At 64.7% G+C, this 18243-nt stretch carries 21 protein-coding genes; 12 read left to right on the top strand and 9 right to left on the bottom strand.

The genetic code is table 11. The features are described 5' to 3' along the window. Nucleotides 1–130 precede the first annotated feature (130 nt). Nucleotides 131–1426: an acyltransferase family protein gene (locus VGG53_RS14025; RefSeq protein WP_331518646.1), complete on the top strand. Its 1296-nt coding sequence runs from the start codon at nucleotides 131–133 to the stop codon at nucleotides 1424–1426. On the opposite strand, the gene tpx is transcribed toward VGG53_RS14025, so the two are convergent. Further along, nucleotides 1423–1926, bottom strand: coding sequence for a thiol peroxidase (gene tpx, locus VGG53_RS14030; RefSeq protein ID WP_331518647.1), 504 nt, complete (start codon nucleotides 1924–1926; stop codon nucleotides 1423–1425). The two genes, VGG53_RS14025 and tpx, sit on opposite strands and share 4 nt — an antisense overlap. Before the next feature lie 196 nt (nucleotides 1927–2122). Here tpx and VGG53_RS14035 point away from each other — a divergent pair, with 196 nt between their 5' ends. After that, the gene (locus VGG53_RS14035; protein WP_331518689.1) at nucleotides 2123–2953 is read left to right on the top strand and encodes a glycoside hydrolase family 16 protein; all 831 of its coding nucleotides are present in this window, start codon (nucleotides 2123–2125) and stop codon (nucleotides 2951–2953) included. Between the two features lie 7 nt (nucleotides 2954–2960). Here the strand turns inward: VGG53_RS14035 and VGG53_RS14040 are convergent, their stop codons facing one another. Further along, nucleotides 2961–4424 carry a glycosyltransferase family 39 protein gene (locus VGG53_RS14040; protein ID WP_331518690.1) on the bottom strand — a complete coding sequence of 488 codons (1464 nt, stop codon included), beginning with the start codon at nucleotides 4422–4424 and terminating at the stop codon, nucleotides 2961–2963. Here VGG53_RS14040 and VGG53_RS14045 point away from each other — a divergent pair. Continuing rightward, nucleotides 4357–4524: a hypothetical protein gene (locus tag VGG53_RS14045; RefSeq protein ID WP_331518696.1), complete on the top strand. Its 168-nt coding sequence runs from the start codon at nucleotides 4357–4359 to the stop codon at nucleotides 4522–4524. The two genes, VGG53_RS14040 and VGG53_RS14045, sit on opposite strands and share 68 nt — an antisense overlap. Here the strand turns inward: VGG53_RS14045 and VGG53_RS14050 are convergent. Together VGG53_RS14050 and VGG53_RS14055 are read right to left on the bottom strand one after the other, a co-directional pair. Then, on the bottom strand, nucleotides 4521–5300 hold the full coding sequence (locus VGG53_RS14050; protein WP_331518648.1) for a hypothetical protein: 780 nt from the start codon (nucleotides 5298–5300) through the stop codon (nucleotides 4521–4523). The two genes, VGG53_RS14045 and VGG53_RS14050, sit on opposite strands and share 4 nt — an antisense overlap. A gap of 36 nt (nucleotides 5301–5336) precedes the next feature. Next, nucleotides 5337–5702: a hypothetical protein gene (locus VGG53_RS14055; RefSeq protein WP_331518649.1), complete on the bottom strand. Its 366-nt coding sequence runs from the start codon at nucleotides 5700–5702 to the stop codon at nucleotides 5337–5339. 100 nt (nucleotides 5703–5802) lie between these two features. Between VGG53_RS14055 and VGG53_RS14060 the strand changes: the two genes are divergently transcribed. The 5 genes from VGG53_RS14060 to VGG53_RS14080 all read left to right on the top strand — a co-directional run bounded on the left by VGG53_RS14060 (nucleotide 5803) and on the right by VGG53_RS14080 (nucleotide 8869). Then, nucleotides 5803–6393: a helix-turn-helix domain-containing protein gene (locus VGG53_RS14060; protein WP_331518650.1), complete on the top strand. Its 591-nt coding sequence runs from the start codon at nucleotides 5803–5805 to the stop codon at nucleotides 6391–6393. 93 nt (nucleotides 6394–6486) lie between these two features. Beyond that, entirely contained in the window at nucleotides 6487–7230 is a 744-nt protein-coding gene (locus tag VGG53_RS14065) for a hypothetical protein (protein WP_331518651.1), read from the top strand. Nucleotides 7231–7238: 8 nt separating this feature from the next. Then, nucleotides 7239–7994: a hypothetical protein gene (locus tag VGG53_RS14070; protein WP_331518691.1), complete on the top strand. Its 756-nt coding sequence runs from the start codon at nucleotides 7239–7241 to the stop codon at nucleotides 7992–7994. 13 nt (nucleotides 7995–8007) lie between these two features. Beyond that, nucleotides 8008–8589 (top strand): cytochrome c oxidase subunit 3 family protein, encoded by a 582-nt coding sequence (locus VGG53_RS14075; protein ID WP_331518652.1) that lies wholly within the window; start codon nucleotides 8008–8010, stop codon nucleotides 8587–8589. 4 nt (nucleotides 8590–8593) lie between these two features. Continuing rightward, complete coding sequence (locus VGG53_RS14080; RefSeq protein WP_331518653.1) at nucleotides 8594–8869, top strand: cytochrome C oxidase subunit IV family protein; 276 nt, start codon at nucleotides 8594–8596, stop codon at nucleotides 8867–8869. A 6-nt stretch (nucleotides 8870–8875) separates the two neighbouring features. Here the strand turns inward: VGG53_RS14080 and VGG53_RS14085 are convergent, their stop codons facing one another. After that, nucleotides 8876–9934, bottom strand: a complete 1059-nt coding sequence (locus VGG53_RS14085) for a phosphotransferase (protein WP_331518654.1) — start codon at nucleotides 9932–9934, stop codon at nucleotides 8876–8878. Between the two features lie 114 nt (nucleotides 9935–10048). On the opposite strand from VGG53_RS14085, the gene VGG53_RS14090 reads away from it, so the two are divergent. The 3 genes from VGG53_RS14090 to VGG53_RS14100 are packed head-to-tail and all read left to right on the top strand — an operon-like array spanning nucleotide 10049 to nucleotide 13011. After that, entirely contained in the window at nucleotides 10049–11044 is a 996-nt protein-coding gene (locus VGG53_RS14090) for an LLM class flavin-dependent oxidoreductase (protein WP_331518655.1), read from the top strand. A 16-nt stretch (nucleotides 11045–11060) separates the two neighbouring features. Then, nucleotides 11061–11402 carry a DoxX family protein gene (locus VGG53_RS14095; RefSeq protein ID WP_331518656.1) on the top strand — a complete coding sequence of 114 codons (342 nt, stop codon included), beginning with the start codon at nucleotides 11061–11063 and terminating at the stop codon, nucleotides 11400–11402. Between the two features lie 46 nt (nucleotides 11403–11448). Further along, complete coding sequence (locus VGG53_RS14100) at nucleotides 11449–13011, top strand: FAD-dependent monooxygenase (RefSeq protein ID WP_331518657.1); 1563 nt, start codon at nucleotides 11449–11451, stop codon at nucleotides 13009–13011. Nucleotides 13012–13024: 13 nt separating this feature from the next. On the opposite strand, the gene VGG53_RS14105 is transcribed toward VGG53_RS14100, so the two are convergent. The 4 genes from VGG53_RS14105 to VGG53_RS14120 all read right to left on the bottom strand — a co-directional run bounded on the left by VGG53_RS14105 (nucleotide 13025) and on the right by VGG53_RS14120 (nucleotide 16932). Then, on the bottom strand, nucleotides 13025–14188 hold the full coding sequence (locus VGG53_RS14105) for an LLM class flavin-dependent oxidoreductase (protein WP_331518658.1): 1164 nt from the start codon (nucleotides 14186–14188) through the stop codon (nucleotides 13025–13027). Nucleotides 14189–14275: 87 nt separating this feature from the next. After that, nucleotides 14276–14686, bottom strand: a complete 411-nt coding sequence (locus tag VGG53_RS14110; RefSeq protein ID WP_331518659.1) for a hypothetical protein — start codon at nucleotides 14684–14686, stop codon at nucleotides 14276–14278. A 79-nt stretch (nucleotides 14687–14765) separates the two neighbouring features. After that, complete coding sequence (locus VGG53_RS14115; protein ID WP_331518692.1) at nucleotides 14766–15458, bottom strand: Rv0518 family GDSL lipase; 693 nt, start codon at nucleotides 15456–15458, stop codon at nucleotides 14766–14768. A 241-nt stretch (nucleotides 15459–15699) separates the two neighbouring features. Continuing rightward, nucleotides 15700–16932: an acyltransferase gene (locus VGG53_RS14120; protein WP_331518660.1), complete on the bottom strand. Its 1233-nt coding sequence runs from the start codon at nucleotides 16930–16932 to the stop codon at nucleotides 15700–15702. 183 nt (nucleotides 16933–17115) lie between these two features. On the opposite strand from VGG53_RS14120, the gene VGG53_RS14125 reads away from it, so the two are divergent. Then, nucleotides 17116–18102, top strand: a complete 987-nt coding sequence (locus VGG53_RS14125; RefSeq protein ID WP_331518661.1) for a nitronate monooxygenase — start codon at nucleotides 17116–17118, stop codon at nucleotides 18100–18102. The last annotated feature ends 141 nt before the right edge of the window (nucleotides 18103–18243 follow it).

An 18243-nucleotide genomic window follows, 5' to 3' on the forward strand; every position in this document is an offset into this window, starting at 1 on the left:
ACGAACTGCCGAACCTCGGCGTCGATAGGCTGAGTTTACCGGAAGGATTCGCAGGTGGGATTTGGCGAGGACCGGACTCATCAACCTCACAGGTCACACCTAGCTTTTCGCCGCATGGGTACTTTTGGGTATGTCCGAGGGCCCGGTCCGCAACTCGGCAGTGGATTTCTACCGTGTGTCGGGGGTGGTCCTGATCGTGCTGGGCCATTGGCTCGCCGGATCGGTGACCTACCGCGACGGATATTTCGGCCGGCAAAACCCTTTGATGGACCAGCCCTGGACGCAGTGGCTCACTTGGCTCTTTCAAGCCGTGCCCACCTTCTTTCTAGTCGCCGGTTATGCAGCCGCAGTCTCTTGGAGTCATCGGCGGGCCACCGGAGGGATGTCACGCCAGACTTGGCTGCAACATCGCCTCGCCCGCGTACTGGGGCCGTCGACGGTGTATGTCGCGCTGGTGTCGGCAGTAGTTGCGGCGGTCGGCACCGCTGGGACGGCGAAGTCGCTTCTGGAATATGCGGGCTGGGCGGTGGCAATGCATCTGTGGTTCCTCGCCGTGTATGTGGTGGTAGTTTCGCTGACGCCGATAGCGATTGCGGCCCAACGCCGTTGGGGACTTCTAGTTCCCGTGGCGCTCGCAGTGGGCGCGGCGGCAGTCGATGTCGCCACGCTGGCCGGCCACCTGCCGTATCTGAGTTGGCTGAACTATCTGCTCTGCTGGGGCCTGCTTTATCAACTCGGAATAGCTTGGCAGAGCGGGTTATTGGCGGGATTCAGACCCGTACTGCTTGGGATCGGGTCGGCGTTCGCGCTGTGGCTGCTGATCTGGCTCGGTCCCTACCCGGTCAGCATGATCGGTGTTCCCGGCCAAGCCGTGCAGAATACCGAGCCACCCTCGGTGGCGATGGTGGCGTTCGGGGGTGCACAGGCCGGGCTGGTGATCGCGTTCGCGCCGGTGCTCAACCGAGCGCTGCGCACCGATGCCATGCAGCGAGTGCTGTGGCGAGCCAACACCAACGTGATGGCCCTTTACCTTTGGCACATGATTCCAGTGGTGATCGTGGCAATCATCGGCTACCCGGCCGGCCTGTTGCCACAACCGGTCGAGGGCAGCGCTGTGTGGTGGCTCGCCCGGCTGGAATGGGTGATCATCCTCAGCCTGGTGACGGCGGTCGAGCTGGCACTGCTGTGGTGGGGCCGGCGCCTGTTCGCCGCGCCGCTGCCGGGGCTGGCCGTGCTCCGGGATCGCTGGGCCGAACCGGTCATGCTGGCCGGCGCCGCAATGGCGGCATACGGGCTGGCGTTCCTCGCCGCAGCAGGCTTTGCGCCGTACGGGTATTTGCCCTGGCTGATCCTCTTGATATTCGCCGTCGGCGTGCTGCTGGTGACAGTGTGCTCCCAGGGCGGTGCCGGCGCGAGGAAAAGTTAGCCCGAGGCGCTCAGCGCGGCCAGCGCTGCATCGTAATCTGGCTCCTGCGCGATCTCCGGTACCAGCTCCTCATACGTGACATTGCCGTCGGCGCCGATCACGACGACGGCCCGGGCAAGGAGGCCGGCGAAGGGGCCGTCGGCGATGGTGACGCCGTAGTCCTGACCGAAGCTGTCCCGAAACGCCGATGCGCTCTGCACGTTCTCGATGCCCTCTGCGCCGCAGAACCGCGCTTGCGCGAACGGCAGATCGTTGGAGACGTTCACTACCGACACACCGCCTGCGGCTGCGCGCTCGTTGAAGGTGCGCACACTGGCCGCACACACCGGTGTGTCCACCGACGGAAAGATGTTCAGCAACACGGGCTTACCGTGGAACTGCTCGCTGTTGACCGCGCCGAGATCCGATCCGGTCAAGTTGAAAGCAGGAGCCGGAGCTCCGACGGCCGGTAGCTCGCCTACGGTGTTGATCGCGTTTCCACGCAGAGTTATCTGTGCCATGGCCACAGTCTGCCAAGCCGGGACGGGCAGCCGTGGGTCGGGGCTGGTGTCATCGGGTTGTGGGAGCCGATAGGCGCCGGTCAGGTTGGCTGGAGTAGCTCAGGATACCGGCCGGGTACCAGCGACACGGGCTGAATTCTGCCGCCACCGCTGCGTGCCGCCAGGCCGTCTGCTATATCGTCGAGCTGTGCCGGAGATGAATCGACGCAACATGTTCTTGACGACGGGGCTGGGCATGCTTGCGGCTGCCGCTGCGGTGAGCGGTCCGGAAGCCCGCGCCAACCCGACCCATGCGGGCCCACCGGGTGCGCCATCAGCGGGCCCCGCCGGGCCCTATATCTTCCAGGACGAGTTTGACGGACCGGCCGGCCAAGGCCCCGATCTGTCGAAATGGACGATCCAAACCTGGCAGGACGACGTATTCCCGCCGGTCGACGGGATATACCGCACGCAAAATGTGTTCATCGACGGCAATTCCAATCTGGTCCTGCAGGCCAGCCAGGAGAACGGTCAATACTTCAGCGGCAAGCTGCGCGGCAACTGGCGGGGCATGATCAACACCACGTGGGAGGCGCGGATCAAACTCGACTGTTTGTTCCCCGGCTTGTGGCCGTCGTTCTGGACTGTCAACGAGGATCCACTGCCGGACGGCGAGGTCGACATCTTCGAGTGGTATGGCAACGGCCAATGGGCCCCGGGTAGCACCGTCCACGCGGCATCGAACGGGAAAACCTGGGAAGGTAAATCGATTCCCGGGTTGGTTGACGGCGCCTGGCACACCTGGCAAATGCGTTGGGATACGGACGGTTTCAAATTCTCGCGGGACGGTGCAGAGTACTTCAAGGTTCCGCCGAAGCCCATCCACGTCCACGGTGGTGCCCCTGACGACTTCCGGTGGCCGTTCAACAACCCCGGCTACTGGATGTCTCCGATGTTCACGCTCGCGGTCGGCGGGGTCGGCGCCGGCGATCCCGCCCAGGGAACCTTTCCGTCCCAAATGCTGATCGACTACATCCGGGTCTGGTAACCGACGGTCATCGCGTCGCCTTGATCACCTGAACCAGGTTGAACTGCCAGCGCTCGACGAGCCGGAAGCCCAGATTGTGTGGAACCGCGAAAGCCGAGGTTGTTCCGAAGCTTTCGCCGGGTGGGAGCATCGGTGCTTGTTCATGATCGGGCCGCGTTTTGTCGGCTTGGGTGATGATCCACACGACACTGCAGCGGCTCAACGGCCCGGCGACGACCCCCGGAATGAGGTTGGTGTCGAAGACATCGCGACGATCCGTCGCTCGCCGCCACAGCGTGAGGTCGGTCAACTTCCGGTAGGCATCCGGGCGGGCCGCCATCAGTGGGCGCATCGGAGCGGGCATAAACGTCACCGTGTCGTTGACGAGTAGGCAATCACCCGGCGCCGCCTTCGCCGTGATCAAATCGGCGACTTGGCTGTAGTCCATACCGTACTTCGCATAGGGATTACGCTGAGCCAGAACATAATTAGGTGCCGCGGCGATAGCGAGCAGGCTGATGACAGCGGCCGCTGCCCACGGTGTCACTGCCAACGTACCGATGCACACGCCCAGTGCCAGCGCGATGCCAGGTGCCGTGAAGGCTAAGTAGCGCGGCGTGTAAATGGGGTGAACCAACGCCGACCAGACGACGATCAGGGCGGTCGGAATCACCAACCAGCCAATCGCCAAGGTCAGCAACTGCCGGTCTGCTTTCTCCAGGTGCGCGGATGTAAAGCGCCACAACACAATAGCCGCCGTTACTATCAGCGCCGACACAATCGTGAACGGGGGGCTTCGTTCGAAATACTGTTGAATCGCCACGTCTTCGATCGTGCGGCGACCAATCGGCGCGATCCAGCTGATCTGGTGCGCTTGGCCAATGGCCACGATCAAAAACGGCGTTACGGCACAACCTGCCAAAACCGAGGCGAGCGCGAACCGTCTTACTACGCTTCGGCCACGCCGAAAGACATAGATGAAAACGACGTGCACCAAAGGCAGCAGCAGGAGGTATACATCAAGCAGGACCGATATCGCCAGGACGATCCCATAGGACAGCCATGCCCAACCGTTGTCGCGGCGTGCGGCGTAGACGAGCAGTACCGCCAGCCACACGGCCGCCATCATCGACAGGGCGTACGGCCGCGCTTCGATGCCTGCCCACGTCGCCCGAGGCAAGATGGCACACACGAGTCCGGCGGCCACGGCGACCGTTCGGGACGACAACTGCTTGCCCAATACGACGACTCCCGCCGCGGCGCCTCCAATAGCCAAACCGCTTGGCGCGCGGGACCAGAACTCGGTGGGCGGGAAAATTGTGAACCAGCCGTGCATGAACAGGTAATACAGACCTTCGACGGCATCGACGTTGCGCAACATCTGCCACAACTGAGCCAGCGAACGACTGTAGGAGGCCGAAATTGTGGCGGCCTCGTCGTACCAGAACGACGGGCAGCCTGCGCCGGCCAAGCTCACGGTGGCGGCCAACACTGCAACGATCAGCGGGTCCAGCCAAGCTCGCGACCGTGTTGCGATCAGGCGTCTGGAATGGGTTCGACCGATGCTCATCGACTGGGTGCGCGTCTTCTAACGAGACTGACGCACTTTGTATGTTGACGGCCACGACTGCCGGGTGTCGTCGCCCACCAGCGGTGTGCCCATGCCTCCGACCTTGACGTCGTAGGCCTGCTCTCCGGCCCCGACTTCGCGGTTGGCGTGTTCCTGTGCCAGGTAGTACAGCTCGTCGATAGTGGCTTCGCCGTAGGCGACGAAGGTTGTCTTTCGAACGATGTCGGCGGCCCCGGCGAGCATCAGGGCGGGCAGGATTTTTGTCGCCAGCGCCCCCAGGCCCAACAACGAAAATGGGATGACCCAGTAGCAGATGAACGACAGCGGTGTCTTGGTGTCGAGGATCGTCGCGTCGCGCTGCACGATCGGTGGAATTGCCGACGAGACTGTCATGCCCGCGAAGACAGCAACCCAGATCCAGGTCAGCCGCGCAGTGATCTGGCCGAACAGATCGCTCTCGACCACCCCCGGGGGCTGACCCGCGGCGGCGAACTCGTGCACGAAGGGCTTGCCGATCAACAGGCCGGTAAGGGCAACCAGCAAGATCCCCGCATTGCTCAACGGCTGGGCCCACCGCTGTATCAACGACGGGCTGAACAACAAGGTCGCGGCTGTCAGCACCAAGAATGTTGCGACAGCCCCGATTTCGAGTGCCCGCCCCGGTGTCCGTGTGGCGCGGCCAACCACCAACCCGACGACGGCGAGCGCCAACGCAACCAACACCGCAACAAGGAACGGCACGTTACCGACAAGCACCCAATAGACGATCCACGGCGCGAAGCCAAACAGAATGCCCACGATCGGTCAGTGTATGGGCGTGACGGTTGACCGGAGCTACTGGCCGGCTTGCTGCTCGGTTTGTTGTGCCTGCAACTGGTCTTGGATGAACTGCTGCTGGGCCTGCTCATTTTGTTGTTCGGCCTGCTGTTCGGATTGGATCATGGTCTGTATCGCATTGTTTTCCGCCTGCTGAGCTTGATCGTCGTCGTCGTCGACCAGCCGTATTTGGGGCGTCTGCGCGGTTGACTGATCTACTAGCTGCGCCGGCACCGACGCGACAGTTGTTTCGGCGGCGCCGGGCCAAGCGGTGCCGAATAGCGCGAACAGCGCGACGGCGGCCGCACCGGCGACAAGCACTCCCATCGCATGATGGCCCGCCGCGGTTGAATTGATGTCAGGAGATTCTGTGGTGGTGGTCATCAGCCATGATTGCGCTCGGTCATTAGCTCCAGCATTGGTAGCGCTTATCGCCTGCCTGTGAGACCAGGGGCGCCCGGCTGGGCTCAGCTAACCTGAACCGGTGCCGGACGAGGAGCCCCGCGCCGGGCGCCTGCTCGGGGGCGTCCGGCGCACTCCTGCTCAGAGTCGCATCCTGCAGGCCGCTTTGGACTTGTTCGCCGATCACGGTGTCAGCGGAACGTCGTTGCAGATGATCGCCGACGCGGTCGGAGTGACCAAGGCTGCGGTCTACCACAAGTTCAAGACCAAAGAGGAGATCGTCATCGCGGTCGCCGAGATGGAACTGGCGACGCTAGAGGGCGCGCTGGAAGCGGCCGAAGCCCAGGCGGACTCGGTGCGCGCCCGCGAAGTGCTGCTGACCGAAGTGGTCGGGATGGCCGTCGAGCGCCGCCGCTGGGTGATGAGCCTGCAGAACGACCCGGTGATGGTGCGGGTTTTGGGTGAGCACGAGCCGTTCCGCAACCTGATCACCCGGCTGTACGCGATCTTGCTGGACGAGGCCGACGACACCGAGGCGCGGATATCGGCGGCGCTGTTCTCCGGTGCGATCGCCGGGACAGTGATCAATCCCCTCGTCGACGACATCGATGACGACACGCTGCGCTCGGTGTTGATCCAGCTCCTTGCGCGCATGTTCAAGTTGCCCGGCTGATCCCGACGGCCGACGTCGTTGCTCTTGCTGTCTTTCCGTCGAATCGTCTATGGTTGCAGTAGCCGATCGGCTACCCCCGCCAACGGAGGCGCTATGCAGATACTTGCTGAGGCCGAGGACCTACCCAACACCGCCAACAGCAAGACCCAACTGATCAGCCTGTGGACCGCGCCCGTTTTCGGCGTCATCCTGCTGATCGCGTTCCTGGCCTTTCCGGGCTTCTTCCCGCCGATGTCGCCGGATATGACCGCCGGCCAAGTTGCGAAGTTCTACAGCGACCACACCGCGATGATTCGGTTCAGCATGATCACCTTCAACCTGTGCGGGATCATGTTGCTGCCGATTTTCATGGTGATCGCCGTCCAGATGAAGCGAATGGCCACCCAGAGCCACATTTTCGCCTACTGCTACCTCACCGCGGCGGTCAGCGGTGCAACCCTGTTCGCGCTCGCGGACATCTTCTATCTGACCGCGGCCTTTCGTCCGGCCAGGAGCCCCGAGCTGATTCAGCTGCTCAACGACATGGCTTGGATGATCTTCATCGCCCCGGTCGGGGCGGCCGTCGCCATGAACCTATTGCTCGGGCTGGCAATCTATTTCGACGACGGGCCGCAAGCAGTGTTTCCCCGCTGGGTCGGGCATTACGCCGTGCTCACCGCGCTTGCGATGGCGCCGGCCGTCGGCGCCGCCGTGTTCTCGAGTGGCCCGCTGGCCTGGAACGGCGCAATCTCGTTCTGGCTTCGCAACGCTGCTTTCGCGCTCTTCGTGATCGTGATGTTCTTCGTGCTTCGCAATGTGTTGCACCGCCAAGCAGTCGAGGAGGGCGTGGCGCGGTGAGCAGCACGATCTCAACGCCGTCGTCACCGACTGCGGACACCGTCGATCGCGGCCGATCATCGCGGGCAGGCAAACGTGATGTCTGGCTTGTGTTTTGGATCGTGCCCGCCTTCTACACCGCTTTCGGGATGATCTTCTTCGCGCTGGCCAGGGTCATGCCGCCGCCGCGTCCCGACGTGACCGTCGACCAGATGGTGCATTTCTTCCACGCGCACGCGCTGACTATTCGAATCGGCTTCGGTGTGCTGGTGCTGATCGTCGGGGGCGCCGGAGTGTCGAACGGGATCGTCGCCTTCCATATGAAACGCATGACTGTCGGATCGGTGATGGCCTACGCCTATCTCGGTGCGATGTCCGTCGGCGCGTTGCCGGGATGTCTCCTGGTTGCGTTCTGCTTCTTGACCGCCGTGTATCGGCCCGACCGTGATCCGCAACTGCTGGCACTGCTTTACGACCTCGGTTTGTTGTCTTACGTCGGATCGTTGGGCTGTTTCTCGACGGCCTACTTTGCCTTGGCAGTGGCGATCCTCTACGACAGGAATCAGATCTTCCCGAAATGGCTTGCCTACGTGTCCGTCTGGCAGATCGTCACCGAACTCTTGGCGACTCCGGTCTTCGTGTCGAAAGCCGGGCCGTTCGCCTGGAACGGATCGATTTCGTTCTGGATGGGAGTTGTGGTCTTCGGCTGCTGGCTCAGCTGCGTGATTGTCTTTTTGATGAAAGCCACCGAACTTCAGCCCGCCGACGAACCACCCTTGGACTGAGCGAGCCATAATCATGACCAAAGCAGAGCAAGCGACCGCTGGCATCAAGTCGCACACCCCGGGCGATGGCCACATGTGGGTGATGGTCCTCGGAGATCTGATCATCTTCGGTGCCTACTTCATCATCTTCATGGTCTACCGAGCCATGGAGCCGCAAGATTTCCTGACGTCCCAGCAGCATCTCGACATCAACATCGGTGTGCTGAACACCCTGGTGCTGCTCGCCAGTTCCTGGTTCATCGCCCGAAGTGTCCAGGCCGTCCGCGCCGACGAACCCGCCCGGGCGCTGCGCCTGACCTATCTCGGCGGGCTGTGCGGGCTGAGTTTCATCGCGATCAAGGCCTACGAATGGTCGACGGAAATCGCTGCGGGACACTCTATCTCGAGCAACGACTTTTTCATGTTCTACTACATGCTCACCGGTGTGCATTTGTTCCACGTCTCCCTGGGGCTGCTCATCCTCGGTGTCGTGGTCCGCGAATTGCGCAACCCCGGGCGTCGGCGACTGTTCATGGTCGAATCCGGCGCTACCTACTGGCACATGGTGGACCTGCTGTGGATCGTCATTTTCGCCCTGCTCTACGTGATGAGGTGAGCTCATGACCACGACGGCTGCCCGGACAACGACCTACGCATGGGTCGTGCTATCGGTCATCACGATCGTCTCGTGGTGGTTGGCGCCCGGCCACGCTCATGGAGCTGCTGTACCCAGCGTGCCGATCACCCTCGCCGTGACCCTGCTGGCATTCATCAAGGGACGCGTGATCATCCGGTACTTCATGGAGGTGCGTGCTGCTCCCCGGTGGCTCAAGCTGTTCACCGACGCCTGGCTCGCCACCTTGTGGGCCGGCGTGCTGGCGATCTACTTGTACTGAAGGCTGTCAGTCGGTCAACTTCTGCGCCAATTCCCATGCAGTCTCGGCCAAACCGCGATAGCGCTCACGATATTCGTCGGTACCGGCCCGCGAATCGGCGGCATTGCCCTCGACGCCCCGTCGCCATACCCCGGCGGTGATCGAGGCCAGCCGGAACATCGAAAACACCACGAAAACGTCGAGCGAGTCTGGAAGCTCCCTACCGGCATGCACGCGGTAGCTGTCAAGGAACGACTGCTGGTCGGGAAGTCCGGTGCCAGAGAGGTTTTCACCGAGGAGGCCGCTTCTGCCGCCAGGCCCGCCCGGCACGTGATAGGTGACGCAGAAATACCCGAGGTCTGCCAACGGATTACCGATCGTCGCCAGCTCCCAGTCCAGCACCGCCACCACCCGAGGCTCGGTCGGGTGCAGCAAGACGTTGCCCAGTCGGTAGTCGCCGTGGGCGATGCACGCCGGTGTGTCATCGGCCGGCAGGTGCCCGGGCAGCCACTTCGCCAGCAGATCCATCGCCGGCATGTCCTCCATGCGCGCGGCCTCCCACTGCCGAGTCCACAACGCCACCTGACGTTGCATGTAACCCTCCGGCCGGCCGAAGCCCTCGAGTCCGACCGCGCGCCAATCCACGCGGTGCAGCGCCGCAAGCACCCGGGCAAGGTCCTCATAAACGGCTGCGCGGTGCGCGGGAGTCCCCTCGCGCAAGACCCGATCCGGAAAGACCCGCCCCGGGACGTGGTCCATTACGAAAAACGATGTGCCGATGACGGATTCGTCGTTGCACAGCAGCTGCATGTGCGGCACGGGCACGTCCGTTTCGGCCAGCGCGGCCATGACGCGGTGCTCACGCTCCACCTCGTGCGCCCGCGGCAGCAGCTTGCCGGGCGGCTTCTTGCGCAACACATAGTCGCCGCCGGCAGTTTGCAGGTGAAAAGTGGGATTGCTCTGGCCGCCCTGGAACTGTCGAACCTGCAGTCGGCCGTCGAATCCGGGCAGCCGGCCGCGCAAGTACCGGGCCAGCGCAGCCTCGTCGAAGCGATGCGCAGGCAGCACCGGCACCAGCTCTGCCATCCCCGCCATCTACGGCCCCTCGTTGATGCGCGCCCGATTGTTGAGCGTCCACTCAACCGGGTCTGCGAAAACCCTACCGAGGAGCGAACGGGCGAACCCGGTTAATGTCCGGGTATGGACATCTCTTGCGAGTTCGCAACGTCCTCGGACACCCCGGCGCATGTTCAACTGGCTGAGGCGCTCGGCTACCGGCGGGCGTGGCTCTACGACTCCCCCGCTCTGTATCCCGATGTGTGGATGATCCTGACGCGATGTGCCGAACGGACATCGCGGATAGGCCTCGGGCCGGGTGTGCTCGTCCCCAGCCTGCGACACCCGATGGTCAACGCGGCCGCCATCGCCGAGCTCGTAGACCAGGCGCCGGGCCGCGTCGCAGTGGCAATCGGATCCGGCTTCACCGGCCGGTTTTCGTTGGGCAAGCGGCCGATGCCGTGGCGGCAGGTCGCTGAATATGTCCGCGGCCTGAAGACGCTGTTGGCCGGCGAGACCGCCGAATGGGACGGCAGCAGGATCCGGATGATGCACCCGTCCGGCTTCGGGGCGGCCAGGCCCATCACCGTGCCGATCCTGATCGGCGCCGACGGTCCGAAGGGGCTGGCCGTGGCGACCGAACTCGGCGACGGCGTGTTCTCTGCCGTCGTGCCGCAGCCGGATGCCGTCAACGCGGCCGACTGGCGGGCACTGCTGGCGTTCGGCTCGGTGCTCGACGAGGGCGAGGAGCTGACCTCCCCGCGAGTCGTCGACGCTGTGGCCCCCGCAGCAGTGGCGATGTATCACGCCGTGTACGAGCGCGGCGGCGCCACCGCGGTCGACGCGCTGCCCGGCGGACTTGGGTGGCGTGAGGCGGTCGAGGCTCACCCCGAAAACGAACGGCACCTAGTCATCCACGAAGGGCACCTGGTGAAAGCCAACCCGCGCGACGAGCCGTACGTCGCCGAGCTCATGCCGATGGCCAGCGCCGCGGCGCTGACCGGTACCGCAGCACAGGTCGCGGCGCGGGTGCGCGAACTCGCCGCGGTCGGGGTGACCGAAGTCGCTTACCAGCCAGCGGGATCCGACATCGAACGCGAGCTGCGCGCCTTCGCATCCGCCACCGGTGTCGCGGGTTGAGTACTACGGTGTAGTGATGATCGCCAAAGTGGTCGTGACGGCTTTGCTCGCGGTGCTGATGGGGTTTGCCGGGTCGATCAAGCTTGCCGGGATTCAGCAATCGCTGACGATCCGCGATCACCTCGGCGTCAACCCGGTGCAGTGGCGGATGATCGGGACGCTTGAACTTGCCGGCGTCGCCGGCATTTTGGCGGGCTTGGCGTGGCCGCCGATCGGCGTCGCCGCCGCCGTGGGGCTAGTCCTACTTTTGTTGGGCGCCATCGTTTTTCACGTGCGTGCCGCCGATAGCGCATCGGACGCGGCTCCCGCGGTGATCGGCCTGGGGCTGGCCGTCGCGACCGCTATCCTGCAGGCGTAGCCGACATCGTTGCCGGCACCGGCCGACGACTATTAAGCTGGGCTAAATGAATGACGTCGTCATCGCCGGGGCCGGCCCGAATGGGCTGATGCTGGCCAATGAGCTCGGATTGGCGGGTGTGCGACCAGTCGTACTTGAACCGCTGGCCGGGCCCAACCCGCAACGGCGCGCGAATGGGATTATCGGCCAAGCGGTTCGGCTGCTCGACCATCGCGGCCTCTACGGCGTCCTGGCCGGGACACCCGATCCGCCTCAGCCGTCCCCGTGGGCGATGTTCGCAGCTATGGTGCTGGATCTGACGAGAGTGCCGGATTCGCAGCACTACATGTTCCCAGTCCAACAACCCCGGCTGGTGCAAACTCTGGCCGAGCGGGTCCGCGACAACGGCGCCGACCTTCGCTGGGGACACCGACTAGTGGGATTCGACCAGGACACCGACCGCGTCGTCGTGCACGTCGACGGTCCTGACGGCCGCTATGAGCTGCGCGCCACCTACCTCGTCGGCGCCGACGGGGGCAGCAGTCAGACGCGCAAACTGGCGGGCGTGGACTTTCCGGGAATGACCTCGCATGACGCGGTAGCCCGGATGGCGTTCGGGGTGCTGCCGCCCGATGAATGGGTCGACCCGGTCACCGGTGCGCTCGAAATTCCCGGCTGGGGCAGCGTTCCGCCTACGCCGTTTCACCGTGCCGAGCGCGGCGTTTTCGCCTGCCGCCAATTCGCCGGCCGGTCGATGCTCATCACTCTCGAACTCGATCGATCGGCCCAAGAGGACCGGATCGATGACGACGAGGACGAGACACCGGTGAGCCTGGCCGAGATCGAGGCCAGCGTGAAACGTGTGCTGGGCGCCGACGTACCGCTGCGGCCGGCTTCGCCCGATGCTCCGTTGGACCTGCGCCGCTTCTACGGCATCAACTCGAGGATCGCGTCGCGGTACCGATCGGACCGGGTTTTCCTGGTCGGCGACGCGGCGCATGTCCACTCACCCCTGGGCGGGCCAGGCCTGAACCTTGGCCTGCAGGACGCGGTGAACCTCGGCTGGAAGCTGGCCGCGGTCGTTTCCGGCGGTGCCGATCCTGCGCTGCTCGACACCTACGAGTCCGAGCGCCGGCCGGCGGCCGAGCGGGTGGTCATGCACAGCCGCGCCCAGCTGGCTCTTGTGCGGCCCGGGACAGAAGTCACAGCCTTGCGGGACCTGTTCTCCGAACTTCTCGAGGATTCGGACAACGCCCGCCGGCTCAGTGATCTGTTGTCCGGCAACGATAATCGCTACGCCGTGGGCGCCGATTCACATCCGCTGGCCGGACTGTGGGTGCCTGATTTCGCGATTGGTTACGGCGGCGCGGCACGGCGGGTGGCCGAGCTGGCGCGCACCGGGCGTCCGTTGCTGATCGACCTCACCGAGGACGCAGTGGTAGCCGATGCGACTTCTGATGTCGCAGAACGGATTACCGTTGCCGTGGGACGCCCGGTCGACGAGGTGTCGGCCACGGCGCTGCTGGTCCGCCCGGATGGCTATGTGGCGTGGGCCTCGTCGGCGCCCAAGCCCGAGGTTGACGAACTTCGTCTCGTCCTTCGAGAGTGGTTCGGGATCGACGCAGGCTGAAACCGAAAGTCGGTTATTTCGACTCGATTTCGTCTTGGTACTTCTTGGTCATATGGGCGACGGCGTCGTTCTGCGACTGCGCAAGGCCTTCCCGGACTTCGCTGGCACGCGTGGCGGCATCCAATGTCGGTTGCGCCTGACCCTGAAAATGCGGCATCACTTCGGCGGCGAATAGTTCGGCCGACCGTTTGGTTGCCGCCGGGTTGGCCCACTCGTGGCCCATCTGCAGCATGCAGCCGAATCCGCCGGACTGATCCCACATCCGCTGCACTTGTTCGCGCGCCCGCTCCGGTGTACCGATCACCCCGGCGCCGTTGTCGTTGATGACGTCGATCATCTCGTCGATCTGCTCGCCGGGCATGGTCATCTGCGGGAACGCGGCCACCTTCTGGAAGTACCGGAACCACGGCTCGAGACCGAATTTCACGTCTTCGCGGGCCTGCTTGTCGGTTTCGGCGAGGTGGAACGGCCCGACCAGGCTCCAGTTCTTGCGGTCGACCGCGGTGCCGAATGCCGCCGCGCGCTCCTCGACGATGTCCCAGTGGTACCGCAGCGCGTTGAAGCCTTCGACGGTCAGCGTCGCCCCGATGGACAGCAGGCCGATGCCGTGCTTGCCGGCCAGTCGCGCACCCGTGGGCGAGGCGACCGCTGCCACCGCCAACGGGACACCCGCGTCGGAGTACGGGGCAAGCTGCAAGCGGGCGTCGTGCAACTCGTGCGTCGGGGTCTTCGCGGACACCGCCTCCCCGCGCAGCAGCCGGACAACGATGTCGAGATTGGTGTCCAACAGTTCTCGCGTGTCGGTCGGTGTCAGCCCGATCATCGACGAATCGCTGGGCAGTGAGCCCGGCCCCACCCCGCCGATCACCCGGCCGTGGGTGAGGTGATCCAGCATCATCAACCGGTCGGCGACCCAGAGTGGGTTGTGGTACGCCAGCGAGATGACGCCCGTGCACAGCTTGATCCACTTGGTCCGCTGCGCAGCGGCCGCGATGAAGATCTCCGGCGAGGCGATGATCTCGCTGCCCGCGGAGTGATGCTCGCCAATCCACGCCTCGTCGAAGCCGAGCGCGTCGAGGTGCTCGACGAATTCGAGATCTCGCTGTATCGCCAGCGTCGGGTTGGTGCCCGCGGGGTGAAACGGTGCTATGAAATATCCAAACCTGAGCTTGGCCATCTGCGGTCCCCTAGCAGTCGAGTTGCCCCGAACCTTAATCCTGCCCGCACGTCGGGACTCAAGGTTCCGGACAACGCCCGGCCGCGGTCAGCCGCCGCCGCAGCCCACGCCGGGGATGCAGCCACCACCACCGCCGGGGCCGCCACCGCCGCAACCCACACCGGGGACACAGCCGCTGCCGCCGCCCGGTCCGCCGCCACCGGTCGGACCGCCCGGGATGCTGCCAGCCCCACCGCCGGGCCCGCCGCCACCGGTCGGGCCGCCGGGAACACTGCCGCCCCCGCCATTCGGTCCACCGCCGCCGGTCGCACCGCCGGGTCCACCACCGCCGGGAGCCATCGGGGGTGCCGGCGCCACGCTCGACGACGGAGTCGTGGTCGTCGTCGTTGTTGTGGTCGACGTCGGCCCGCCCTTGCCGCCCCCGCCGCAGCCAACTGCCAACACCAGCATGGCCGCCCCGAAGAACAGTGTCATCGCTGTCCGAGCGCCAGACTTCATCTGCAATCCCCCATCTCGTCTCGTGCAGCCCGAAGTACCCGCGACGAGTGCTGGTGAAACGCTTTGAATGCGAGCGGGATCAGGCTCGCCTGGACAACTGGGCATGGATCAACGGAGCGATCTTCTCCGCCAGGTAGGCGTGCCCGGCGTCGTTGGGATGTATGCCGTCGGCGCCGATAAGGTCGGGCCTGCCGACAAACCACCCGTCGCTGATCGGGTCGATGAATGTCGCGCCGGCGTCGTGGGCCTGACCGCTGAGGATGTCGCGGATGTAGAGGACATCGAACGGCGGATCGGGGCCCGTCCACGGCGGGCCGATCACCAACAGCTTCGCCGAGGGCGCGATACGGCGAGCCAGATCCAAGGTGTCGTGCGCCATGCCGATCATCTGCGCCGGGTCCACGCCGTGGTCGTTGCGTGAACCGAAGAACACCACCAGCGCATCGTCGGGGTGCACCGCTCTGTTCGTCAGGTCCTCGAAAACGCTGCCGTGGTCCCCACGGACGACGTAGCCGGCCCGGCCTTCGGATGCGACCTCCGGCGCCACCTGCACACCCTGCCGTGCCAGCGTCAGCCAGGTGCGTGTGGTCCACGCATTCGATCCCCAACCGCCTTCATCGGTGCCGGTGGTGTAGGAATCCCCGATCACCGCGACATGGTCGATCGGCGTGCCCCGGGCCACCGTCTGATAAGGCCGCGGCGGGGCGGGCCGGTGGGTGAACATGGCAACCGCGACAGCAACCGAAATGACAACTGCGGCTAGACGACCCACCGCTACCTGCACTGTCCACCACCTCGGCCGCGTGTCGTGTCCGGATCAGCGGCATCGTAAAAGCACAACGACGAATTCACCGTCGACGCGCTGGCATCCGGTTGGACGCCGGGTGGGAACCGGCCGCCACAGGTGAAGCCCCCACTTGGTCGACGAACGCGAGACACCCCAGGTCTCGCGCCACAGGGGATCGTACTTGATCAGTATGTGGCGCAGTATCGCTCGCGCCATCAAGCGAGGTTCAGCCGGCGCGCGCCGAAATGGGCAACGGTCGTTCTTGGGTCCCGTCGATCGACTGCAGTTTGCCGCCGGCGACATGCGCAGCAGGATCGGCTCCGGTCTTCGGGCGGTCGATGTTGACCATCGTGCGCATCCATCGACGTGCAGGCTCTTCGACGACGTGGAAAAGCACCATCGCGGCGACGAAGGTGACCGCGAGGACGCCGGCGAGGATCAGCTTTCCGCCATTGCCGAACAGGGTGAGCCGGAACTGCTCGGCGGTCCACAGCCAGGTGGTGTGCACCAGCTCGTGAACCATGTAGATGCAAAACGAGATTTGCCCGCCATACACCATCAACCGGGTGGACAGCAGCGCCGGCAAGCCGCCGGTGCCGATCGCCAGGGTCATCACCAGCGGCACGAACAGCACGTCGACCAGCCCGCCGGTGTCCGCGACACCGTGCAGCGGATGCGCATCGAACCAGTACAGCAGGCCCACGACAGCACCGATCAGCAGTATCGATAGATAGCCGGCGGTACGCCGACCGCGATCCGTCGGCTGCAACCTGCTGACTGCGGCAGCGACCAGTGCTCCGGCGGTGAACTGCATGACGATGCGCGGCAGCCAACTCCACGGCGTGTAGAACTGCCCGGTCACCAGCAGCGACACCACTGGGGGCAACGAGGCGGCGACCGCCAGCCACATCAGGTTGCGAGCGCGAGTGCTGCGTGCCATCCGGAAGATCACCAGCACCAGTACGCCGAACAACAAGTAGGCCAACCACTCTGCGCTGATCGACCATGCCGGCCCGTCCCAGCTCGAACCGTCGAAGAACGGCTGGAACCACAACTGCACCAGTAGGACCTGACGCACGTAGCTGATCGCGGTGAACCGGCCGATGTCCTGCGACGGCACGTGACCGACGTGCAGCGTGAAAATGATCCACAGCGCGGCCAAGTGCAGGGTGACCAGATAGACCGGCCACACCCTGGCCAGCCGCAACCAGAGGAAGTGCACGGTGGCCCGTGTCGACCATGACCAGCCCATTCGGTCGAGGTAGTTCCAGGTCAGCACGAAGCCACTCAGGATGAAGAACAGATCCACACCTTGGGCTCCGCAGTTGAGCACTGGCGCGAGTGCGTCCCGAAATCCGGGCACCGCATCGCGCAACAGTGGTCGGAAATGAAAGAGCACGACCCAGACCGCGGCAATGATGCGAAGTCCTGTGAGGGCCTTGATCTCTCCGCTGCGCACAACAATCTTTCCGTGAGGCCGCTGGTGCTTCGTTCACCGCGGCGCATCGTCACAAACGACGGCGTTGGCAGGGTATCAGCGCGATGGAGTGATAGCGAGTTGTCGGGCCGGTGTGGCTTGTCCCGATTACAGTGGCATTGCCGCAGGCAGGCCGTTACGCGACCGCTATGAAGTGGACCACTTTTGAAAACTCGTCTCACCGAGTTCTTCGGCATCGACCACCCGATCGTGTCCGCGCCGATGGCGCTGGTCTCCGGGGGCAGGCTCGCTGCCGCCGTGACAGCGAGCGGTGGGCTCGGCCTCATCGGCGGCGGCTACGGCGACTCGGAGTGGGTAGCGCGCGAATTCAGTCTGGCCGGTGGGACTCGGGTCGGGTGTGGCTTCATCACCTGGAGTCTGGCCCGCAACCCCGGACTACTCGACGAGACACTAGAACGGCGACCGGCCACGATCATGTTGTCCTTCGGCGATCTGCACCCGTTCGCGGAGCGCATCCACGCGGCCGGTGTCCCGCTCATCGCGCAGATTCAGACGCTCGACCACGCGCGTCAGGCTCTGGACGACGGCGCGCAGATATTGGTGGCCCAGGGCAGCGAAGCCGGCGGGCACGGAATGACCGTTCGCTCGACGTTCACCCTGGTACCCGAAGTCGTGGATCTCGCGGCCGTACGTGTGCCCGAAGCGCTTGTGCTGGCGGCCGGCGGCGTCGCCGACGGGCGCGGACTTGCGGCGGCCCTCGCACTCGGTGCCGATGGCGCGGTGGTGGGCACCCGGTTCTGGGCTTCCCCCGAAGCGTTGGTGTCACCACGCGCCCACGAGCGAGCTATCGGCGCCAACGGTGACAACACCTACCGCACGCGGGTCTATGACTACGTGCGCCGGCTGGATTGGGCACCCGAATACAACGAGCGGGCATTGAGTAACCCGTTTGTCGACGGCTGGCACGGCAACGAAGCCGAACTGCTGGCGTCGCTGCCCGATGCGGTGAGCACGTTTGAAGCCGCCGTTGCTGCACAAGATTTCGACATCGCCGCGATCCTCATCGGCGAGGCGGTCGGCCTCATCCACGCGGTGCGTCCCGCCGCTGCCATCGTGGCCGAGATGGTGGCAGAGGCTAACCGAATCCTCAACCGCGAGAACAGCTTTAGGCCGCGGTCAGTACACGGGTGACCAGGCTGACCTCCCGTCTCCCGCACAACCTGGACATTGACGACGACCATCTGGTTGGCTCGGGTGTGGGGCAGTGATCTTCGGCCTGGGGCGCTCGTTGGCTGTCCTCGGGGTCGATCAGTCCTGCGCAATCGACGTGTG

Source organism: Mycobacterium sp., assembly GCF_036490025.1.
GTDB lineage: Bacteria > Actinomycetota > Actinomycetes > Mycobacteriales > Mycobacteriaceae > Mycobacterium.

Bases quoted from the DNA above. Each gene is read 5' to 3' on its own strand.
- VGG53_RS14025 (WP_331518646.1), top strand. From the start codon at position 131: ATGTCCGAGGGCCCGGTCCGCAACTCGGCAGTGGATTTCTACCGTGTG.
- tpx (WP_331518647.1), bottom strand. From the start codon at position 1,926: ATGGCACAGATAACTCTGCGTGGAAACGCGATCAACACCGTAGGCGAG.
- VGG53_RS14035 (WP_331518689.1), top strand. From the start codon at position 2,123: ATGAATCGACGCAACATGTTCTTGACGACGGGGCTGGGCATGCTTGCG.
- VGG53_RS14055 (WP_331518649.1), bottom strand. From the start codon at position 5,702: ATGACCACCACCACAGAATCTCCTGACATCAATTCAACCGCGGCGGGC.
- VGG53_RS14065 (WP_331518651.1), top strand. From the start codon at position 6,487: ATGCAGATACTTGCTGAGGCCGAGGACCTACCCAACACCGCCAACAGC.
- VGG53_RS14075 (WP_331518652.1), top strand. From the start codon at position 8,008: ATGACCAAAGCAGAGCAAGCGACCGCTGGCATCAAGTCGCACACCCCG.
- VGG53_RS14080 (WP_331518653.1), top strand. From the start codon at position 8,594: ATGACCACGACGGCTGCCCGGACAACGACCTACGCATGGGTCGTGCTA.
- VGG53_RS14085 (WP_331518654.1), bottom strand. From the start codon at position 9,934: ATGGCAGAGCTGGTGCCGGTGCTGCCTGCGCATCGCTTCGACGAGGCT.
- VGG53_RS14090 (WP_331518655.1), top strand. From the start codon at position 10,049: ATGGACATCTCTTGCGAGTTCGCAACGTCCTCGGACACCCCGGCGCAT.
- VGG53_RS14095 (WP_331518656.1), top strand. From the start codon at position 11,061: ATGATCGCCAAAGTGGTCGTGACGGCTTTGCTCGCGGTGCTGATGGGG.
- VGG53_RS14100 (WP_331518657.1), top strand. From the start codon at position 11,449: ATGAATGACGTCGTCATCGCCGGGGCCGGCCCGAATGGGCTGATGCTG.
- VGG53_RS14105 (WP_331518658.1), bottom strand. From the start codon at position 14,188: ATGGCCAAGCTCAGGTTTGGATATTTCATAGCACCGTTTCACCCCGCG.
- VGG53_RS14110 (WP_331518659.1), bottom strand. From the start codon at position 14,686: ATGAAGTCTGGCGCTCGGACAGCGATGACACTGTTCTTCGGGGCGGCC.